This is a genomic window from Streptomyces sp. IMTB 2501 (assembly GCF_001953885.1).
Taxonomy (GTDB): domain Bacteria; phylum Actinomycetota; class Actinomycetes; order Streptomycetales; family Streptomycetaceae; genus Streptomyces.
The window spans coordinates 344,530-362,314 of sequence record NZ_MQUS01000002.1; the positions used below are offsets into that span (position 1 = coordinate 344,530).

Annotated in this window: 14 protein-coding genes; 8 read left to right on the top strand and 6 right to left on the bottom strand. The window is 71.4% G+C overall.

Annotation, left to right across the window (positions count from 1 at the left end; genetic code table 11):
* Positions 1–306 precede the first annotated feature (306 nt).
* On the bottom strand, positions 307–1,452 hold the full coding sequence (locus AV521_RS05780; RefSeq protein ID WP_076084342.1) for an aminoglycoside phosphotransferase family protein: 1,146 nt from the start codon (positions 1,450–1,452) through the stop codon (positions 307–309).
* Positions 1,453–1,778: 326 nt separating this feature from the next.
* Here AV521_RS05780 and AV521_RS05785 point away from each other — a divergent pair, with 326 nt between their 5' ends.
* Positions 1,779–3,272 (top strand): hypothetical protein, encoded by a 1,494-nt coding sequence (locus AV521_RS05785; protein WP_076084345.1) that lies wholly within the window; start codon positions 1,779–1,781, stop codon positions 3,270–3,272.
* Positions 3,273–3,371: 99 nt separating this feature from the next.
* Here the strand turns inward: AV521_RS05785 and AV521_RS05790 are convergent, their stop codons facing one another.
* Positions 3,372–4,811: a PP2C family protein-serine/threonine phosphatase gene (locus AV521_RS05790; RefSeq protein ID WP_076084348.1), complete on the bottom strand. Its 1,440-nt coding sequence runs from the start codon at positions 4,809–4,811 to the stop codon at positions 3,372–3,374.
* 345 nt (positions 4,812–5,156) lie between these two features.
* Between AV521_RS05790 and AV521_RS05795 the strand changes: the two genes are divergently transcribed.
* Together AV521_RS05795 and AV521_RS05800 are read left to right on the top strand one after the other, a co-directional pair.
* The gene (locus AV521_RS05795) at positions 5,157–5,573 is read left to right on the top strand and encodes an SsgA family sporulation/cell division regulator (RefSeq protein ID WP_076084351.1); all 417 of its coding nucleotides are present in this window, start codon (positions 5,157–5,159) and stop codon (positions 5,571–5,573) included.
* A 130-nt stretch (positions 5,574–5,703) separates the two neighbouring features.
* Positions 5,704–7,728, top strand: coding sequence for a phosphocholine-specific phospholipase C (locus AV521_RS05800; protein ID WP_076084354.1), 2,025 nt, complete (start codon positions 5,704–5,706; stop codon positions 7,726–7,728).
* Here the strand turns inward: AV521_RS05800 and AV521_RS05805 are convergent.
* Together AV521_RS05805 and AV521_RS05810 are read right to left on the bottom strand one after the other, a co-directional pair.
* Complete coding sequence (locus tag AV521_RS05805) at positions 7,718–8,743, bottom strand: Gfo/Idh/MocA family protein (RefSeq protein ID WP_076084357.1); 1,026 nt, start codon at positions 8,741–8,743, stop codon at positions 7,718–7,720. The genes AV521_RS05800 and AV521_RS05805 overlap by 11 nt on opposite strands.
* An 82-nt stretch (positions 8,744–8,825) precedes the next feature.
* Complete coding sequence (locus tag AV521_RS05810; RefSeq protein WP_076084360.1) at positions 8,826–9,920, bottom strand: chemotaxis protein; 1,095 nt, start codon at positions 9,918–9,920, stop codon at positions 8,826–8,828.
* 157 nt (positions 9,921–10,077) lie between these two features.
* Between AV521_RS05810 and AV521_RS05815 the strand changes: the two genes are divergently transcribed.
* Both AV521_RS05815 and asnB read left to right on the top strand, forming a co-directional pair.
* The gene (locus tag AV521_RS05815; RefSeq protein WP_076084363.1) at positions 10,078–10,857 is read left to right on the top strand and encodes an alpha/beta fold hydrolase; all 780 of its coding nucleotides are present in this window, start codon (positions 10,078–10,080) and stop codon (positions 10,855–10,857) included.
* A gap of 280 nt (positions 10,858–11,137) precedes the next feature.
* On the top strand, positions 11,138–12,979 hold the full coding sequence (gene asnB, locus AV521_RS05820; RefSeq protein WP_076084366.1) for an asparagine synthase (glutamine-hydrolyzing): 1,842 nt from the start codon (positions 11,138–11,140) through the stop codon (positions 12,977–12,979).
* On the opposite strand, the gene AV521_RS05825 is transcribed toward asnB, so the two are convergent.
* Entirely contained in the window at positions 12,972–13,496 is a 525-nt protein-coding gene (locus AV521_RS05825) for a DUF4232 domain-containing protein (protein ID WP_076084369.1), read from the bottom strand. The two genes, asnB and AV521_RS05825, sit on opposite strands and share 8 nt — an antisense overlap.
* Before the next feature lie 129 nt (positions 13,497–13,625).
* The gene (locus AV521_RS05830; RefSeq protein WP_076084372.1) at positions 13,626–15,230 is read right to left on the bottom strand and encodes an alpha/beta hydrolase; all 1,605 of its coding nucleotides are present in this window, start codon (positions 15,228–15,230) and stop codon (positions 13,626–13,628) included.
* 284 nt (positions 15,231–15,514) lie between these two features.
* Between AV521_RS05830 and AV521_RS52230 the strand changes: the two genes are divergently transcribed.
* The 3 genes from AV521_RS52230 (at position 15,515) to AV521_RS05845 (ending at position 17,655) form a co-directional block, all read left to right on the top strand.
* On the top strand, positions 15,515–16,165 hold the full coding sequence (locus tag AV521_RS52230) for a chaplin (RefSeq protein ID WP_179022860.1): 651 nt from the start codon (positions 15,515–15,517) through the stop codon (positions 16,163–16,165).
* Between the two features lie 180 nt (positions 16,166–16,345).
* Positions 16,346–16,804 carry a hypothetical protein gene (locus AV521_RS05840; protein WP_256725446.1) on the top strand — a complete coding sequence of 153 codons (459 nt, stop codon included), beginning with the start codon at positions 16,346–16,348 and terminating at the stop codon, positions 16,802–16,804.
* A complete protein-coding gene (locus tag AV521_RS05845; RefSeq protein WP_076084381.1) occupies positions 16,801–17,655 on the top strand; it encodes a GNAT family N-acetyltransferase in 855 nt (284 codons plus the stop codon). The genes AV521_RS05840 and AV521_RS05845 overlap by 4 nt, the downstream gene beginning before the upstream one ends.
* The last annotated feature ends 130 nt before the right edge of the window (positions 17,656–17,785 follow it).

Sequence of the window (17,785 nt, forward strand, 5' to 3'; positions counted from 1 at the left end):
GTGGCGGGGCGTGCGGCGCCGAGCTGGGTCAGTGGTACCGGCTGGCCGACGATCCGTCAATGATGCCTTCAGGACGGTGATTTCCCACGTCACGGAGGGGTTTTCGGCGAGTTTCGCGACGGCGGTGCGTGGGCCTGCGCGGCGTCACTGGCGTACACCAGTGGCCACTTCGCGCGCGTGTGCGCAACGCGCACGGACAGCGGACGTGCGCACCGCGTCTGCACAGCGGGCGCGCGCGAACGCGACCGGGCATACGAAGGTCCGCGGTGCGCCGCCGCTCTGGCGCACCGCGGACCTTCGTCCCCGTCAGCGAGTGCCGACCGCCGCGCGGACGGCCTTGCGGGCCATCTGGCAGTCGTCGTGCAGCCGCCTGAGCAGCAGCCGCTGTTCCTCGCCGGACGGCGCAGCACCCGGGTGGGCCAGGCCCGGTGCCGCCGGGGCCGTATCGTGCATCGAACGCTGCACGGCCGTCTCGTACCTGCGGATCTCCCGGGTCAGCAGCAGCATCAGATTGACCAGGAAGGCGTCCCGGGAGGCCGGGCCCGCCGACTGGGCGATCTGGCTGATCTGCCGCCGGGCCACCGGCGCGTCCCCCAGGACCAGCCACAAGGTCGCCAGGTCGTACCCCGGCAGATACCAGCCCGCGTGCTCCCAGTCCACCAGCACTGGACCGGCCGGTGACAGAAGGATGTTCGACAGCAGGGCGTCGCCGTGGCAGAACTGCAGCATGCCCTGGCGGCCGACCTCGTGGGCGATGCCGTGCAGCAGTTTCTGCAGGTCGCCGAGGTCCCGGTCGGTGAGCAGACCCAGCTCGTGGTACCGGGAGATCCGGGCGCCGTAGTCCAGGGGCATCTCGAAGGTGCCTGCCGGGGGCCGCCAGGAGTTCAGCCGGCACAGTGCGCCGAGCGCGGCCCGGATGTCCGCGCGCGGTGGCGCCTCCACCGGATGCCGCTGCAGCGCCGCCACACGGCCCGGCGCCCGCTCGATCACCAGGGTGCAGTTGTCCGGGTCCGCCGCGATCAGCCGGGGCACGCGGACCGGAGGCCGGTGCCGGACGAACGAGCGGTATGCGGCTATTTCGTGCCGGCTCCGCTCGGCCCAGGCGGGCGAGTGGTCCAGCAGACACTTGGCGACGGCCGTGCTCCGCCCTGTCGTCCCGACCAGAAGGACGGACCGTCCGCTGCGCCGCAGCACCTGCACTGGAGAGAACTCCGGACAGATCCGGTGCACCGAGGCGATGGCGGTGCGCAACTGCGCGCCCTGGGGACCGGACAAGTCGAGTCTCCCGCTGAGCGGTTGGGTACCGGGCTGCCCCGGGACCCGCCGCGGCCGGCCCGCGACCGGTACCGGTCCGCCCGGACGCGCCACCGGGTCGAGGTACGGCCCGCCGCCGGTGGGGCGGGGACGCAGCGGCCGGGGCGGGGCGGACACGGAGGACGATGCTGCGTACATGGGAGATACAGATCCCTTCGTGTGCCTGCGGTGCCTGCCTGTGGTTCCGTGCTCGGCGCGCATGCGTGAGACCGGTGCTCGGGGGAGTCCGTACTCCGTTCGCATGCACTGCGAGCGCGCGCCTGCCCGGCCCGGCCGCCGGGGTGCACCCTGGGGAATGCACCTGTCGTACTGAGTTGGCGACCGGGTCGGGGTGGCGCGTTCCTACTCGACACCCGATGCCCCGTGGCACACCATCTGGCGGACCCTGGCGAACCCTGGCGAATAGTCGCCCGGCAACTTCTACCGGGCTACTGTCAACTCAGCCGAGAACCTGGGGGCTTGACGTGAGCGGACAACCCAACACCCGCCTGGCGGACCTGTTCGGCCTGGCCGGCTGGTCCAAGGGTGAACTCGCGAGGCTGGTCAACAAGCAGGCGGCGGCCATGGGCCACCCCCAGTTGTCGACCGACACCTCCCGGGTGCGGCGGTGGATCGACATGGGAGAGATCCCGCGCGATCCGGTGCCGCGGGTGCTGGCGGCCCTGTTCACCGAGCGTCTCGGCCGTGTCGTGACCATCGAGGACCTCGGTCTGGTGCGGCACGGGCGTGCGGGAAGACGGCAGGGCGACGGGATCGAGGAACATCCCGACGGCGTGCCGTGGGCGCCCGAACGTACCGCCGCGGTCCTCACCGAATTCACGGGAATGGACCTCATGCTCAACCGACGCGGCTTGGTGGGCGCGGGTGCCGCGCTCGCCGCGGGATCAGCACTCAGCAGCGCCATGTACGACTGGTTGCACACCGACCCGGCCCTGAAGGCCGACGCCCCCGTCCTCGACGACCCCCTGCACGCCGACCCCGCTGGGTTCGACCGCTATGAGGCCGCCCCCATCGGGTCGCAGGAGATCGAGGAACTGGAGCGCTCGGTCGAGGTGTTCCGCGCCTGGGACGCGGCCCGTGGCGGCGGGCTTCAGCGCAAGGCGGTCGTGGGCCAGCTCAACGAGGTGGGCGGCATGCTCGCCTACCACCATCCACCCCATCTCCAGCGCCGCCTGTGGGGCGTCGCCGCCAACCTCGCCGTCCTCGCGGGCTGGATGTCGCACGACGTCGGCCTGGAGCCCACGGCCCAGAAGTACTTCGTCATCGCCGCTCATGCCGCCCGTGAGGGCGGCGACCGGCCGCGCGCCGGTGAGGCCCTGTCCCGGGCGGCCCGGCAGATGGTGCACCTCGGCCGGCCCGACGACGCACTGAACCTGATGAAGCTCGCCCAGTCCGGCGCCGGCGACGGTCTGCAGCCGCGCACCAAGGCGATGTTCCACACCATCGAGGCCTGGGCGCAGGCGTCGATGGGCAAGGGGCAGGCCATGCGCCGTACCCTCGGGCAGGCGGAGGACATGTTCGTCGCCTGCCGGGGCGAGGCGGAACCACTGGACTGGATGCAGACCTTCAAGGACGAGGACCTGTACGGCATGCAGGCCCTCGCCTACCGCACGCTGGCGGAGTACGACCCGAGCGAGGCCGCGCACGCCCAGTACTACGCGGAGAAGGCGCTCGCCCTGCGCGTCGACGGGCGGGAGCGATCGAAGATCTTCGACCATCTGTCCATGGCGTCGGCCTGCTTCCTCGCCGACGACCCCGAACAGGCCGACCGCTATGCCCGGCTGGCCCTGATGTCGATGGGCTCGAACTCCTCCCGTCGCACCTGGGACCGGCTGCGGCAGATGTACCGGCTGACCGCGGAGTACGCCGGCTATCCGAAGATCCATGAACTGCGGGAGGAGATCCGGCTCGCCCTGCCCAAGCCGAGGGCCAAGGGCGCGGGCACCGCACAGGCGTAAGCGCACAGGCACGGGGCCTGTGCAGCGGCTGACTTCAACAGCCCTTACTGCCTGGACAACTTCAACAGCTCCCACTGCCTCGACAACTCATGGTCCGGCTCACGCGGTGACCTTGGCGACGAGCACGCACGCGTCGTCCTCGCGTCCGGCGCCGCCGAACTCCTCGACCAGCGTCCGTACGCTGTCCTGCGCCGTGCGCGCGGCTCGGAACCGTGGGGCGAGGTCGAGCAGGCGGTCGACGGCCGCGGTCGGGCTGTGCCCCGGCACCAGTCCGTCGGTGTACAGCAGGAGCAGGTCACCGGGTTCGAGGGTCACCTCGGCCTGTCCATAGACGGCGCCCGAGGTGGCGCCGAGCAGGACGCCGTCGGGTGCGTTCAGCAGGCGCCCCGTCCCGTCGCGGTACAGCAGCGGGGCGGGGTGTCCTGCCTGCGCCCAGACCAGGGTGTGCGTCGCGGGCCGGTAGCGGCAGCAGACGGCGCTGCCGAGGGCGGGCTGCACGGTGGCGTCCAGTAACTGGTTGAGCATGCCGAGCAGTTCACCGGGCCGGGTGCCGGCCAGCGCCATGCCGCGCACGGCGCCGAGCAGCATCGCCATACCGGAGGCGACGGACACCCCGTGCCCGGTGAGATCGCCGACGCTGAGCAGGGTCTCACCGTCGGAGAGTTCCAGCGCGTCGTACCAGTCGCCGCCGATCAGCGTGTCCGTGGCCGCGGGGAGGCGGTGGGCGGCGAGGTCGAGGGTGCGTGGGCCCCGGTGCGGGAGCCGCAGGGAGCCGCGCCATGGCGGTAGCACGGCTTCCTGCAGCTCGGTCGCGATCCGGTGCTCGGCCTGCTCCTGCCGGCGCTGACGCTGCAGCGAGTCACGGGTCTCGTGCACCGTCCGCCGGCAGCGGCGCAGTTCGCTGACGTCCCGCAGCACGGCCCACATCGAGGCGGTGCCGCCGTCGGCTCCGAGCACGGGTTCGCCCATCATGTGCACGGCCCGGACGGTGCCCTCGGGCCGTACGACACGGAACTCGCCGTCGATGGGTTTGCCGTCGACCAGGCAGTCCGTCACCATCGCGGTCAGTTTCGGCCGGTCCTCGTCCAGGACCAGCGAGGGCAGTTCGTCCAGGGTGAGGGCGGGGGCGTCCGGGTCGAGGCCGAGGATCTGGTACAGCTCCCCGGACCAGGTCGCCGCGTCCGTCAGCAGGTCCCACTCCGCGCTGCCGACGCGGCTGAGCAGCGAGTCGCTGGGGGCGGGGGCCGGCGCGGGCCGGACGGCGAGCAGCCCGGCGGGTTCGGCAGGATCGGCCGGCTCGGGGTGCGGGCCGTCCCGGAGCTGGGCCAAGTGGGCGTCCAGGTCGTCCAGTTGGTGCAGCGCGAGGTCGTACAGGGCGCGCTGCCAGCGTTCCTCCGGGTCCGAACCGTCGCTCTGGGCGTCCCGCCGTACGGCGTCCACGTCGCCCTTGAGTCGCCGCGTCTGCGTGATCAGCGCCTCGACCGAGCCGCGTCCGGGTGGCTGGGTGGCAGAGCGGTCCGCGGAGACAGGGGACGGCATGACGCACTCCGGAGGGGACGATACGGCAGGGGGGACGAGGGACCGGTTACGACTGTTGCACAGCCCGCGACGCCCCGTAAGGGATTTGGCAACACACGATACGGTGGTGCTTCCGGCATATGCCAGAGTCTCCCCGGAGTGATCCCCGTACGCGCATGGCGTACGCGTTTCGGGTGCCAAGTCGTAGAGGCCCTACGGGAGTTGCCTCAAGCGGGTCGCGTGTGCAGGGCATTCATCCGTATGTTCGTCGCTCCTGTGTTCCCGTGCGCCCTGACCGTCTTGTACCTGTCGAACTCTGACCGGATTTGGCGGCATGTGAAGTGCCTTCGCGGAGTCCATAAAGGCATGGATGCCATCACTGTCGCACAGTCCGCCCAGGCCCGGCTGATCACCGCGGAGGACCAGGAGATTCCCGTGTCGGCCACGCTGCGCTACTCCACGGACGATCCGCTGGCCGTCTTCGTGGACTTCCCGGCCGAGGCCGCGCTGGAGGGCGAGGAGGTCAGCTGGGTCTTCGCGCGCTCCCTGCTCGACCAGGGGCTGCGGGCCCCGGCCGGCCACGGGGACGTGCAGATCTGGCCGTACGGCCGTACGCGCACGGTGCTGGAGTTCCACTCGCCGCACGGACTGGCCCTGCTCCAGTTCCCCGCGTCCGCGCTGCGCCGCTTCCTGCTGCGCACCTACGCGATGGTGCCGGCCGGGCAGGAGGATCTGTCCGGGGTGGTGGAGCGCGGGCTGAGCGCCCTGTTCGGCGGGGTGTGAGGGAACTCCCGGACGACTTTGACTCTTGTTCACCTTCGCCTCACCGCATCGGTCTGGACCCTGACCATCACCGCGGGCACCCTGGCGCGCGGTGTGCCGCAGGGGCACTCCGGTGACGAGGACGGGGCCAATGACACCGATCAGCCGAAGAGGCTTCGTGGGACTCGGCGCATCCGTGGCGGCGGGTGTGGCGCTGGGCGCCGGCACCCGCACCGACGCGGCCGCGGCCACCACGGCGACCGGCACGATCAAGGACGTGCAGCACGTGGTGATCCTCATGCAGGAGAACCGCAGCTTCGACCACTACTTCGGCCGGCTGAAGGGCGTGCGCGGCTTCGACGACCGCAGCGGCATCACCCTGAGCGGCGGCTTCCCGGTCTTCAATCAGCCGAACGGGCTGGGCCGACAGTACCCCTGGAAGCTCAGCGCGACCCCGGACGCGGGCGGGAAGGACGGCGAGACCCTCGCCCAGTGCAACGGCGACCTGCCGCACTCGTGGTCCTCACAGCACTCCGCCTGGAACAAGGGCCGGATGGACAACTGGGTCTCCGGCGTCGGCAACGTCCGCTCGCTCGGCTACCTGGACCGCTCCGACATACCCTTCCACTACGCTCTCGCCGACAACTACACCATCTGCGACGCCTACTTCTGCTCCACGCTCAGCGCGACCGGCCCCAACCGCACCTACCTGTGGAGCGGCAAGGTCGACTCCTCCAGCTACGACGGCGGCGACGAGTCCGGCCTGACCTGGCAGACCTACGCCGAGGCGCTGCAGGCCGCCGGGGTGACCTGGAAGGTCTACCAGAACGCGGCCGACAACTACGGTGACAACGGCTGCGCGTACTTCAAGAACTTCGCGAACGCCAAGGCGGGCGACCCACTGTACGACCGCGGTATGTCCTCGGTGCCGAAGGTGACCGGCTCGACCCCCGACGACATCGCCGCCGCCATCAAGGCCGACGTGCTCGCGGGCACCCTCCCGCAGGTCTCCTGGGTGGTCCCCAACCAGGCCTTCTCCGAGCACCCGTACGCCCCTCCCGGCGACGGCGCCCACTTCGTCAACCTCGTCTACCAGGCCCTCGCCGCCGACCAGGACGTCTTCGACTCGACCGTCCTGTTCCTCAACTACGACGAGAACGACGGCTACTTCGACCATGTGCCCCCGCCGGCGCCGCCCGCCGATACGGCCGGGGAGTTCCTCAACGGGGTACCGTACGGCTTCGGCTTCCGGGTCCCGATGCTCGTCATCTCGCCCTGGACGCGCGGTGGCTGGGTCTCCTCGGAGGTCTTCGAGCACACCTCGGTACTGCGTTTCCTGGAGACCTGGACCGCAGCCCTCGGCAAGCCCGCCGGGTGCGCCAACATCAGCGACTGGCGGCGCAAGGTGAGTGGCGACCTCACCGGGGTCTTCGACTTCGCCAACCCGGTCTACGGTCCGGTCTCCCTGCCCGCGACCAGCGTCATCGGCATCGACACCTGCGGCCCGCTGCCCAACCCGGTGCCGACGGACAACGCCCTGCCCGCCCAGGAGCCCGGCACCCGCCCGTCCCGCGCGTTGCCGTACCAGCCGGGCGGCTACCTGGACCACCTGGAGTTCGGCGCGGCCGGCAAGATCCTCGCCTGGTTCACCATGACCAACCAGGGCGCGCCGGCTTCCCGGGCGGCCCACTTCTCCATCCACCCGAACGCCTACCGTGACACCACGCCGTTCCAGTACACGGTCGACGCGGGCGGCAGCGCGTCCGACTTCTTCAACATCGGCACGGGCTTCGGCGGCGGCAAGTACGACCTGACCATGGTCGGCCCCAACCGCTTCCTGCGCCGTTTCCAGGGCGACGCGACCAAGGCGGGCAAGTCGGCGGAGGTGAGCACCCGGTACGCGGTCGAGCCGGGCACCGGCAAGCTCGCGATCTACTTCAAGATGACCAACTCGGGCTCGTCGCCGGTGAAGTTCACCATCACCTCCAACCACTACCGCGGTGACGGTCCCTGGACCTACCCCGTGGCCGCGGGTGGCTCGACGGAGGACTTCTTCAACGCCGTCGCCTACCAGAACGGCTGGTACGACTTCACGGTGACCGTCGACTCCGACGCGACCTGGTCGCGCCGGTTCACCGGGCGCCTGGAGACGGGCGCCGCCGGCGTCAGCGGCTGAGGCCGGCGTACAGGTCCGGGCGCGGAGCCAGGCCGACGGTCACCCGGCCGCCGCTCTCCAGCGCCCGGACGCCCGCCTCGGCCACGGCGGACGCCGCGTACCCGTCCCAGACGCTCGGACCGGTGACCTCGCCCCGCCGGGCGGCGTCGGCCCAGGCCTGCACCTCGCGGTCGTAGGCGTCGTCGAAGCGGACGAGGTAGTCCTGTGCCACCTCCTCGCGGGCGCCGCCGGCCGTGGTGACCACCATGGCGTGCTCGGCGCCGATCCGGGCGCTGCCCCTCTCGCACACGGCCTCGCAGCGCACCTGGTAGCCGAAGCCGCAGTTCACGAAGACCTCGACGTCGACGAGGGCGCCCGCTTCGGTCTCGAACAGCACGAACTGCGGATCGAGCAGGCCCTCGGGGGCGTCCGTGGACGGCGTGGGACGCAGCACGGTCACCGCCGTCAGCTCCTGCCCCAGCAGCCAGCGGGCCGCGTCGATCTCGTGCGAGACCGAGCTGTTGATCAGCATCGCGCTGGTGAAGTCGCCGGGCGAGGAGACATTGCGGTGGGTGCAGTGCAGCATCAGCGGCCGGCCCAGACTGCCGCCGTCCAGCAGCGACTTCAGCCGGCGGTACTCGGCGTCGTAGCGGCGCATGAAGCCGATCTGGGCCAGCCGGCGGCCCAGCCGTGCCTCGGCCTCCACGACCCGCAGCGCACCGGTGGAGTCCGGCACCATGGGCTTCTCGCACAGCACCGGCAGCCCGCGGGCGAAGGCGGCGAGCAGCGCGTCCTCATGGGCCGGGCCGGGGGAGGCGATCAGCACGGCCGCGACACCGGGCGCGTCGAGTGCGGCGACGGGGTTCTGATGCACGGTGACGGATTCGATGCCGGCCGCGGCTTCCTTCGCCCGCTCGACATCGGGGTCGGCCACCGCCACGACCTTGGCTCCGCTGACCACTTGATCGAGACGTCGTATGTGGTCGGCCCCCATGTGTCCGGCACCCAGTACCGCCACTCCCAGCAGGTCACCCATGTGTGCGCTCCCTACGCCGACGATCACGCCGTAGCGTACGCGGCGCAGGGAGCGCTGCCTGGGGATCGCCGCCGGGGGCGCCTCAGTACCGCAGAACCCCCGCGATCCCGTTCGCGTCGCCCAGCGAGCCGTCGGGAACGAAGCGGACTTCGGCGCCGGTCTCGAGGCACTGCTCGACGATCTCGTCCACGATGTCGTCGCGGGCGTCCAGGTCGCCGGGTGCGGCCGGCACGAGGTGGTCGCCGTCGTCGCGGACGGTCGTGCGGTAGTTCTCCTCGACCGCGAGCAGCCGGACCCGTCCTTCCCGGGCGTTCTGCCACAGCTCGTCCACCCCGGCCGCGAAGGCCTTGTGTCCGCGTGCCGAGGTCAGTTCGTCGATGACGGAGGTGGTGTCCTTGCGGGCCTCGTCCTCCAGCACGGGGCGCAGGGCCTGCCACACGGCGTTGGGGTCGGCGTGGGCCAGGCCCCCGCGCGGGACGTGGACGGCGGACCTGGCGACACTGCCGGCCTCGTCCAGCAGGGACAGGGCGGCCTGCTCGCCGGTGATGTAGAGCGGGCGGGGCTGCTCGCGCAGGACCGCGCCCAGCGCGGTGTCCGCCTCGCGCAGGAACCGGCGTGTGGCCTCGTCGCTGAAGGTGCTCGGCTGGTCGCCGATCTGCATCTGCCGCTCGGCGTCGAAGTTCTCCTGGCCGCGGACCAGCGGGAAGCCGCCGAAGTGCTCCTCGACGACCCGGTCGGGGCCACCGCTCCACAGGGTGGCCCGGTCGGCGGAGACCGACAGCACCCAGAAGGGCCGTTCGGCGGCCTGCGCGGAGACCAGGTTGCGGGTGAGGAAGGTGTCGGAGAAGACCACCCGCTCGGGGACGGTGCGGGCCAGCGACCAGACCTGGTGTTCACCGGGGGCGGCGAAGATCACCAGGCCGTCCTCGGCGTGCGCCAGATCCACTTCCGCCAGCGCGCGGTCCAGCTGTTTCTCGATCTCGGCGCGCCGTTCACGGGTGACGCCGGGATCGGCCTCCAGGCGTTTGCGTGCCTCGGTGACGACATTGCGCAGCCGGACGGGGTCCTGCCCGTTCTCCGGTTCGCGGCGGTGCGTCGGGGTCAGCACGGACACCGCCGGGTAGGGCCGCGGGCGCCGTAGTTCGGCCAGGGTCGCGGGACTCAGTGCGTGCTCCATGACAGCACGATAGGGCGGATTCACGCGTACGGCATTCGGGGTGTCCCGGACCCCGCCCGCCGTCTGAATTCCCCGGTCGGAGGCGGTGACGCGGCGCCGTGCGGCCGGTTACCGTACCCGTCAGTAACCGCACCGCAACGCACCCAGGGAGGCCCCCATGCCGCAGCTCGAAGTCGACGGAGCGGCGCTGACGTACGACGACGAAGGTCCCCGTGACGCACCTGAGGTGCCCCTGGTCTTCGTCCACGGCTGGACCGCGAACCGGCACCGCTGGGACCACCAGATCGCGCACTTCGCCGAAAGACGCCGGGTGATCCGGCTGGACCTGCGCGGGCACGGCGAGAGCACCGGTGCGGGGGTGCGCACGGTCGCGGAGCTGGCCCGGGACGTGCTCGCCCTGCTCGACCATCTGGAGGTCGAACGGTTCGTGCTGGTCGGTCACTCGATGGGCGGGATGATCGCGCAGACCATCGCGCTGGCCCACCCCGAGCGGGTGGAGCGGATGGTGCTGGTGGGCTCCATCGCCCGGATGACGTACAGCCGTGGCCGGGGCCTGCTCATGGCCGTCTCCACCCTGGTGCCGTACCGGCTGTTCGTGGCCGCCAACATCCAGCGCGCCTTCGCGCCCGGCTACCCGCGCGAGGAGATCCGTGCGCACATCCGGGCTTCCGCCGCGACCCCGCGCGAGGTCGTGATGACGCTGTACGGCGCGATGCGTGCCTTCGACGTCCTCGACCGGGCCGGTGAGATCCGCACGCCCACGCTGATGGTGCACGGCTACCACGACGTCCAGCTGCCCGTGCGGCAGATGCTGCGGATGGCCAGGGCCTATCCGGACGCGGTCGTGCGCATCCTCGACGCGGGCCATGAGCTGCCGCTGGAGAAGCCGGCCGAGCTGACGGCCGTGCTGGACCGGTTTGTGAGCGAAAAGGTCTGAACCATGCAACGCTTGGTGAAGTTTTTGCATCTGGCCGGTTCGTGACGGCGCAGGCCCGGTGGTGCGGGCTTCACAGGATTTCGCGTAAGCAAAACTCGGCCGAAACCATGGGGGTGGTTGCGTCCCCCGTGTTACGGCCGAGTTGACTGCCTGGGGCAACCGACGGACGCTGGTCATATAGGTGCTAGTTACAACTGGTTTGCCGGCCGGACCGCGGTTCACCCGTGAAAGCCCAGGTGAGCGCCGGAGCCGGCCGCCAGCCGGAGGCAGGAGGCAACGCATGTGCGGCATCACCGGATGGGTCTCCTTCGACCGTGACCTGACGACCGAGGCCACGACATTGCATGCGATGACCGAGACGATGGCCTGCCGCGGTCCGGACGACCGCGGCACCTGGACCCAGGGCCCGGCCGCCCTGGGCCACCGCCGACTCGCGATCATCGACCTCCCCGGCGGCCGTCAGCCGATGTCCCTCGACACCCCTGAGGGAACCTTGGCGATGGTGTACTCCGGGGAGGCGTACAACTTCACCGAACTGCGCCGCGAACTCGAAGGGCGCGGCCACCGGTTCACGACCGACTCCGACACCGAGGTCGTGCTGCACGGCTATCTCGAATGGGGGGACGCGGTCGCCGAACGGCTCAACGGGATGTACGCGTTCGCCGTGTGGGACGGCCGCCGCGACAAGCTCGTGATGATCCGCGACCGCATGGGCATCAAGCCCTTCTACTACTACCCCACTGCCGACGGCGTCCTGTTCGGCTCCGAGCCCAAGGCGATCCTCGCCAACCCGCTGGCCCGCCGCCGGGTCACGCTGGACGGGCTGCGGGAACTGCTCGTCATGATCAAGACGCCCGGACACGGGATCTGGGACGGCATGCGCGAGGTCGAACCCGGCACGGTCGTCACCGTCGACCGCTCGGGCCTGTCGACGCGCGTCTACTGGCGCCTCGAGACCCGTGCGCACACCGATGACCGCGACACCACCATCACCACCGTGCGCTCGCTGCTCGACGACATCGTGCGCCGCCAACTGGTCGCCGACGTCCCGCGCTGCACCCTGCTCTCGGGCGGCCTCGACTCCTCCGCGATGACCGCTATCGCCGCCCGGCAACTCGCCGCGCAGGGCGAGCGGGTACGCAGCTTCGCCGTCGACTTCGTCGGCCAGACCGACAACTTCATAGCCGACGAACTGCGCGGCACCCCCGACACGCCCTTCGTGCACGACGTGGCCAAGCTCGCCGACACCGACCACCAGGACATCGTGCTCGACCCGGAGTCCCTCGCCGACCCCGCCGTGCGCGAGCGGGTGATCCGCGCCCGCGACCTGCCGGTCGGCTTCGGCGACATGGACGCCTCGCTGCTGCTGCTCTTCCGTGCCATCCGGGAGAAGTCCACGGTGGCCCTGTCCGGCGAGTCGGCCGACGAGGTCTTCGGCGGCTATCTGCAGTTCTTCGACGAGGAGGCGCGCCGCGCCGACACCTTCCCCTGGCTGGTCCGCTTCGGCCGCGACTTCGGCGACGACTCCGACGTGCTGCGCTCCGACGTCACCAAGTCCCTGGACCTGGAGGGCTACATCGCCGACGGCTACCGCACCGCCGTCGCCGGCATCGACCGGCTCGACGGCGAGAGCGACTTCGAGTACCGGATGCGGCAGATCAGCCATCTGCACCTGACCCGGTTCGTCCGCATCCTGCTCGACCGCAAGGACCGGATGAGCATGGCCGTCGGCCTGGAGGTCCGGGTTCCGTTCTGCGACCACCGGCTCGTCGAGTACGTCTACAACGCCCCGTGGGCGCTGAAGTCCTTCGACGGCCGGGAGAAGAGCCTGCTGCGCGAGGCGGCCGCGGACGTCCTGCCCCGCTCGGTGTACGACCGGGTCAAGAGCCCGTACCCGTCCACCCAGGACCCGCAGTACGCCCGCGCCCTCCAGGGCCAGGTCAAGGACCTGCTCTCGCGGCCCTCCCACCGGGTCTTCGACCTCGTCGACCGCGACCGGCTCCGCACGGCCGCCGAACGCGAGGCGCCGATCAGCAGCCAGGCGGAGCGGCGCGGGCTGGAGCGCGCCCTGGACCTCGCGCAGTGGCTCGACGCCTACTCGCCCGAGGTGAACCTCAGCTGAGGCCGATGGCCCGGTCCGCGGCCGCCGGCGTGGGCTGCCACCACGTCGTCACCGGCTCCCACACCAGGACCTGCTTCCCGGTGCCGAGCCGGTCGGCGGTGAAGGAGCGGCCCCGGTGCGCGGCCGAGGCGGCCACGGTCACGGTGTGCACCCGGCGGGCCTCGGGGTCCGCCGGGTCGCCGATGGTCCGGACGTCGGCGTAGGCAGCCCGGCCCGGCGCGAGCCGCTGACCGCCGGTGCCGCCCGCCGGGGCCGGCAGCGCGGCGCCGTCCAGGTTCCCGAAGGTCACCGTGGGCACCCGGTCGACCAGGCAGGTGCGGGCGCCGCCGTTGGTGACGCTGACGCGCAGCACGGTCGAATCGCCGGCCACGGCCTTCGCCCGCATCGTCAGGGCCTTCTCGGAACAGCGGACGGGCCCGCCCTGGCCCGTGGCGGCCTGGCTCTGCGGCGCGGCCAGCAGCAGGACCGCCGTGGCGGCCGAGGCGGCGGGAACGGCGAGGGCGGCACGGATGCGCATGGTGGTTTCCCCTGTCACGGGCATGTACGGAGTGCGGCGGCCGAAGGGCGCCTGCCTGGTGTGACGGCCGGGAGAGGCGTGAGGTTGTGCCGGATTCGTGCTCGTGACCCGGTTGCGCCCGCACGGTCTTCAGTCGGCGGAGTTGGTGATGCCGCCCCCCTCGGTGCCGTCAGCCGGGCAGGAGCTGCCGCTCGGCGGCAGGGAACCGTACAGCAGGAAGTCGTCGACCTTCCGGTGCACACACTTGGAGGAGGTGTATCCGGTGTGGCCGTCACCCCTGTTGTCGAGCACCACGGCCGACGGGCCGAGCCGCGCGGCCGTCTCCACGGTCCACCGGTACGGCGTCGCCGGATCGCCACGCGTGCCCACGAGCAGCATGTTCGCCGAGTGGACGTCCTTCACCTCGTCGCGGATGAAGTCGGTGCCCTTGGGGCGGCCGTAGCACATGAGCAGCTGGGTCAGCCGGTAGCGGCCGAAGACCGGTGAGGCCTGCTCGTACGTGGCCTGGAGGTTCTTCAGGTCCTTGGTGATCTGTGCCGCGTCGGGCCGGTCGGGGTCGTCGGCGCAGTTGATCGCCATCAGTGCGGCCGGCAGGTTGTCCGGCGGCACGTCCTGCGGATCGACCAGAGCGCCGTTCCCGCTTCGCGTCGCGCCGGACGGGTCGGCACCCCCGGCGGCGAAGTTCAGAACGCCCCGTGTGTCTCCGTCCTGGACCAGTGAGGCCAGGGCGCGCTCCAGCGGGGGCCACAGCTGCTTGCTGTAGAGGGCCTGCCCGACGGCGCCCACCAGGTCCTGTCCGGAGAACGAGCCGCCGGAGTCCGTCGGGACCGGGTTCGCGTCGAGGGACCGCACCAGCCGGATCACCTGGTCCTCGGCCGCCCGCCGGTCCTGGCCGAACGGACAGGCGACGTCCGTCGTACACCAGTCCAGGAAATCGTCCAGCGCGGTCTGCTGCCCCTCGGCGCCGGCCACCCCCTGCTCGGACAGCGGCTCGGTCAGGGTGTCCACGCCGTCGAGGGCGAGCCGCCCGACCTTGTGCGGGAACTGCGCCGCGTACACCGCGCCGAGCCGTGTGCCGTAGGAGAAGCCGAGGTAGTTGAGCTTCTTGTCGCCGAGGGCCTGGCGGATGACGTCCAGGTCGCGGGAGGCGTTCACGGTGCCTATGTGCGGCAGTACGGGGCCGGAGTGCCGGGCGCACTCGTCTGCGGCCTTGCGCAACCGCGCGAGCAGCGTCCGGGGATGACTGAGGTCGGCCTCGTCGTCCGTCGCCTGCGAGGCCTCGTCACTGCCCTCGCCGCAGCTGACGGGCGAGGAGCGGCCGACGCCGCGCGGGTCGAAGGTGACCACGTCGTAGCCGTTGGTCAGGTCCATGAACTCCCTGCCGTCGGCGGCCAGTTCGGGGATGCCCGCACCGCCGGGCCCGCCGAAGTTCAGCAGCACCGAGCCCTGCTTCTTCCCGGTGGCCTGATAGCGGGCCAGCGCCACGTCGAGGGTGCCGGCGCGGGGCCGGGCGTAGTCGAGCGGGACGGTGACCTTCGCGCACTGGAGGTCCTTCGGGGCGTCGGAGCCCTTGCAGGCCGTCCAGGTCACCTTCTGCTGGTAGAAGCGGGTCAGGCCGGGCTGTGGCGGGTCGGCCGAGGCGGCGGGCAGCCCGGCTCCGAGCAGCGCCAGGGCAAGGGCTCCGGTACCCGCGGAGCGCCGCACGGCGGGCCGTGTGGACAGCTTGGCCAGCATCGTTCGCCTCCCGGGACGCCTGTCGCGGACCGGGGACGGCGCCCTTCGGATCACCATAAGCGGGGCCCGGACGGGCCGCCTCTGGACGAGCGCCACGGCACCGGGTGCCATACCCTGCGCCCGCTATATACCTGTTAAGCGATCATTCAGTTGCTTTACATGCAGTTCGATAACAGTGTCGCTCGACGGGGTGAAAGACCGATTAGCCATAACTCCGATGGTTCGCGGGCGTTTTACGGGGTGCGGGCGAGTGCCCGCGACGATGTCTGGAAGGCAGGGAACCTATGAGACGGGCTACCCGTAACGGCGTGATCGCCGTCGCCGCAGCCACCGGGGCGCTGGCCGTGGTGCTGCCGGTGTCCGCCGCCTTCGCGGCCGACGGCGCGGCAGCCGACGGCTCCGCGGCCGGCTCGCCAGGGCTGATCTCCGGAAACGGCATCCAGCTCCCGGTACACGTGCCGGTCAACGTGTGCGGCAACACCGTGAACGTGGTGGGGCTGCTCAACCCGGCCGTCGGCAACGCGTGCGCGAACGGTGACACCGGGACCGCGAAGGGCCGGTCTTCGAGGTCCGGGGGTGCGTCCGCGCAGGGCACGGCGCAGGACTCGCCCGGCGTGCTCTCCGGCAACGGCATCCAGCTCCCCGTCGAGGCGCCGGTGAACGTCAGCGGCAACAGCGTCAACGTGATCGGCCTGGGCAACCCGGCCGAGGGCAACCGGTCCGTCAACGGCGGCCTGCCCCGCGCCCCCCGCCACCCGGCCCCGAAGGCCCCGCCGCGGCACCACCGCGCCCCGCGCCCGGCCACGCAGTCGACGACATATGCGCTGGCCCACACCGGTACGGACACCACCTTCCCCGCCGTCGCCGGAAGCGCCACGCTGCTCCTCACGGGCACGGCCCTCTACCGCCGCTTCCGTTCCGGCCGCACCAGCTGACGCACCGCCCCGAAGGCCCCACCGGACGCCGGCCCGGTGGGGTCCGGTTCGTCGGCCGCCGGACGGTGTCCGCCCGCCTGCAGTCAGGCGGTTCACCGGGTGCAGTAGGTTGATCCGGTGATGGACGGCATACGCGGGCGATGGCGGGTACTACCGGCTCGGGCGCGCTGGACTCTCGTGGTGTACGCCGGCGGATTCCTGGAGGGGACCTGCTCCCACGTCCTCGACCTGGTGCGCGGCGGGCTCCACGCCTACGCCGCCTTCGCCCCGGCCCCGTTGCGGGTGTTCTTCGTCGCCCTGGTCGTCCTCGACCCGCTGGTCGTCGTCCTGACGCTGCGGACGCGGCCCTCGGGCATCCGGGCGGCCGGCGTCGTGATGACGCTGGACGTCCTCGCCAACTGGTACGTCAACTGGCCCTGGATCAAAGAGGATCCGGCGGCTCTGCTGCGCCCGGTCGGGCTGCTGCCCATCACACTCTTCGGGGTGTTCGTCCTCGCGATGCTGCGTCCGCTGCTCCACGCCCTGAACGGCCGGGACGCGCGGTGCGCAACGGCCGATCTCCCCGTGGCGCGGCCCCCGTTGATCCGGAAGGATGCGGGGCGACAGTCCGGTCCCGACGGAAATGGAGCGCATCGATGACCCCTGCGGCCCCCCACGACCTCGTCGTCACCCAGGCCACCCTCGCCGACTGGCCGGTGATCGCCGGATGGGCGGCGGCGGAGGGCTGGAATCCCGGACTGTCCGACGGTCCCGCGTTCTTCGCTCAGGATCCCGACGGGTTCTTCCTCGGCCGCATCGACGGGGAGCCCGTGTCGGCGATCTCCGTGGTGAACTACGGCTCGGACTACGCCTTCCTGGGCTGCTATCTCGTCCGCCCCGACCTGCGCGGCCACGGCCACGGTCTCACCACCTGGAAGACCGCCCTCGCACACGCCGGTGACCGCACCGTCGGCCTGGACGGCGTCGTCGCCCAGCAGGACAACTACCGTCAGTCCGGCTTCGAACTCGCCTACCGCACCATCCGGTTCACCGGTACCGCCCCGCAGGCCGAGGTACCCGCGGGCGTCCGTCCGGCCGGTCCCGCCGACCTCGCCGCGATCACCGCGTACGACAGCGCCTGCTACCCGGCCGACCGTCCGCGCTTCCTCGCCGAGTGGCTCACCAGCCCCGGCCACCGGGCCTTCGTCCGCCACGACGGCGCCCGCCTCACCGGTTACGGCGTCCTCCGCCCCGGCCGCGACACCCTGCGCATCGGCCCCCTCTTCGCGGACACCGCCGACGATGCCCGCGCCCTGTTCGCCGCCCTCACGACCGAGGCCGCCGGACGCGAGGTGGCCATCGACGTGCCCGAGCCGCACGCGGCGGGCGTCGCCCTCGCCGAAGAGGCCGGATTCCAGGCGTCGTTCGAGACCGCGCGTATGTACACGGGGCCGGTACGCGCGTATGCGCAGCACCGCGTGTTCGGCGTGACCACCCTCGAACTCGGCTGAGAGGCAGGGAAGTCAGGTCCTGCCCGGCTGATCCTGTCGCAGCGTACGGGCACCTCCATCGCCCCGGCTCACCCGCACCTGTCAGGTACCGCAGACGTCCTGCGACCTGATCCGCCGGACAGGCCCGAAG

What these genes read in the sequence shown, in the direction of transcription:
- AV521_RS05805 (WP_076084357.1), bottom strand. Translation starts at nt 8,743, where the DNA reads ATGGGTGACCTGCTGGGAGTGGCGGTACTGGGTGCCGGACACATGGGG.
- AV521_RS52230 (WP_179022860.1), top strand. Translation starts at nt 15,515, where the DNA reads ATGAGACGGGCTACCCGTAACGGCGTGATCGCCGTCGCCGCAGCCACC.
- AV521_RS05790 (WP_076084348.1), bottom strand. Translation starts at nt 4,811, where the DNA reads ATGCCGTCCCCTGTCTCCGCGGACCGCTCTGCCACCCAGCCACCCGGA.
- asnB (WP_076084366.1), top strand. Translation starts at nt 11,138, where the DNA reads ATGTGCGGCATCACCGGATGGGTCTCCTTCGACCGTGACCTGACGACC.
- AV521_RS05780 (WP_076084342.1), bottom strand. Translation starts at nt 1,452, where the DNA reads ATGTACGCAGCATCGTCCTCCGTGTCCGCCCCGCCCCGGCCGCTGCGT.
- AV521_RS05800 (WP_076084354.1), top strand. Translation starts at nt 5,704, where the DNA reads ATGACACCGATCAGCCGAAGAGGCTTCGTGGGACTCGGCGCATCCGTG.
- AV521_RS05830 (WP_076084372.1), bottom strand. Translation starts at nt 15,230, where the DNA reads ATGCTGGCCAAGCTGTCCACACGGCCCGCCGTGCGGCGCTCCGCGGGT.
- AV521_RS05825 (WP_076084369.1), bottom strand. Translation starts at nt 13,496, where the DNA reads ATGCGCATCCGTGCCGCCCTCGCCGTTCCCGCCGCCTCGGCCGCCACG.
- AV521_RS05795 (WP_076084351.1), top strand. Translation starts at nt 5,157, where the DNA reads ATGGATGCCATCACTGTCGCACAGTCCGCCCAGGCCCGGCTGATCACC.
- AV521_RS05815 (WP_076084363.1), top strand. Translation starts at nt 10,078, where the DNA reads ATGCCGCAGCTCGAAGTCGACGGAGCGGCGCTGACGTACGACGACGAA.
- AV521_RS05810 (WP_076084360.1), bottom strand. Translation starts at nt 9,920, where the DNA reads ATGGAGCACGCACTGAGTCCCGCGACCCTGGCCGAACTACGGCGCCCG.
- AV521_RS05845 (WP_076084381.1), top strand. Translation starts at nt 16,801, where the DNA reads ATGACCCCTGCGGCCCCCCACGACCTCGTCGTCACCCAGGCCACCCTC.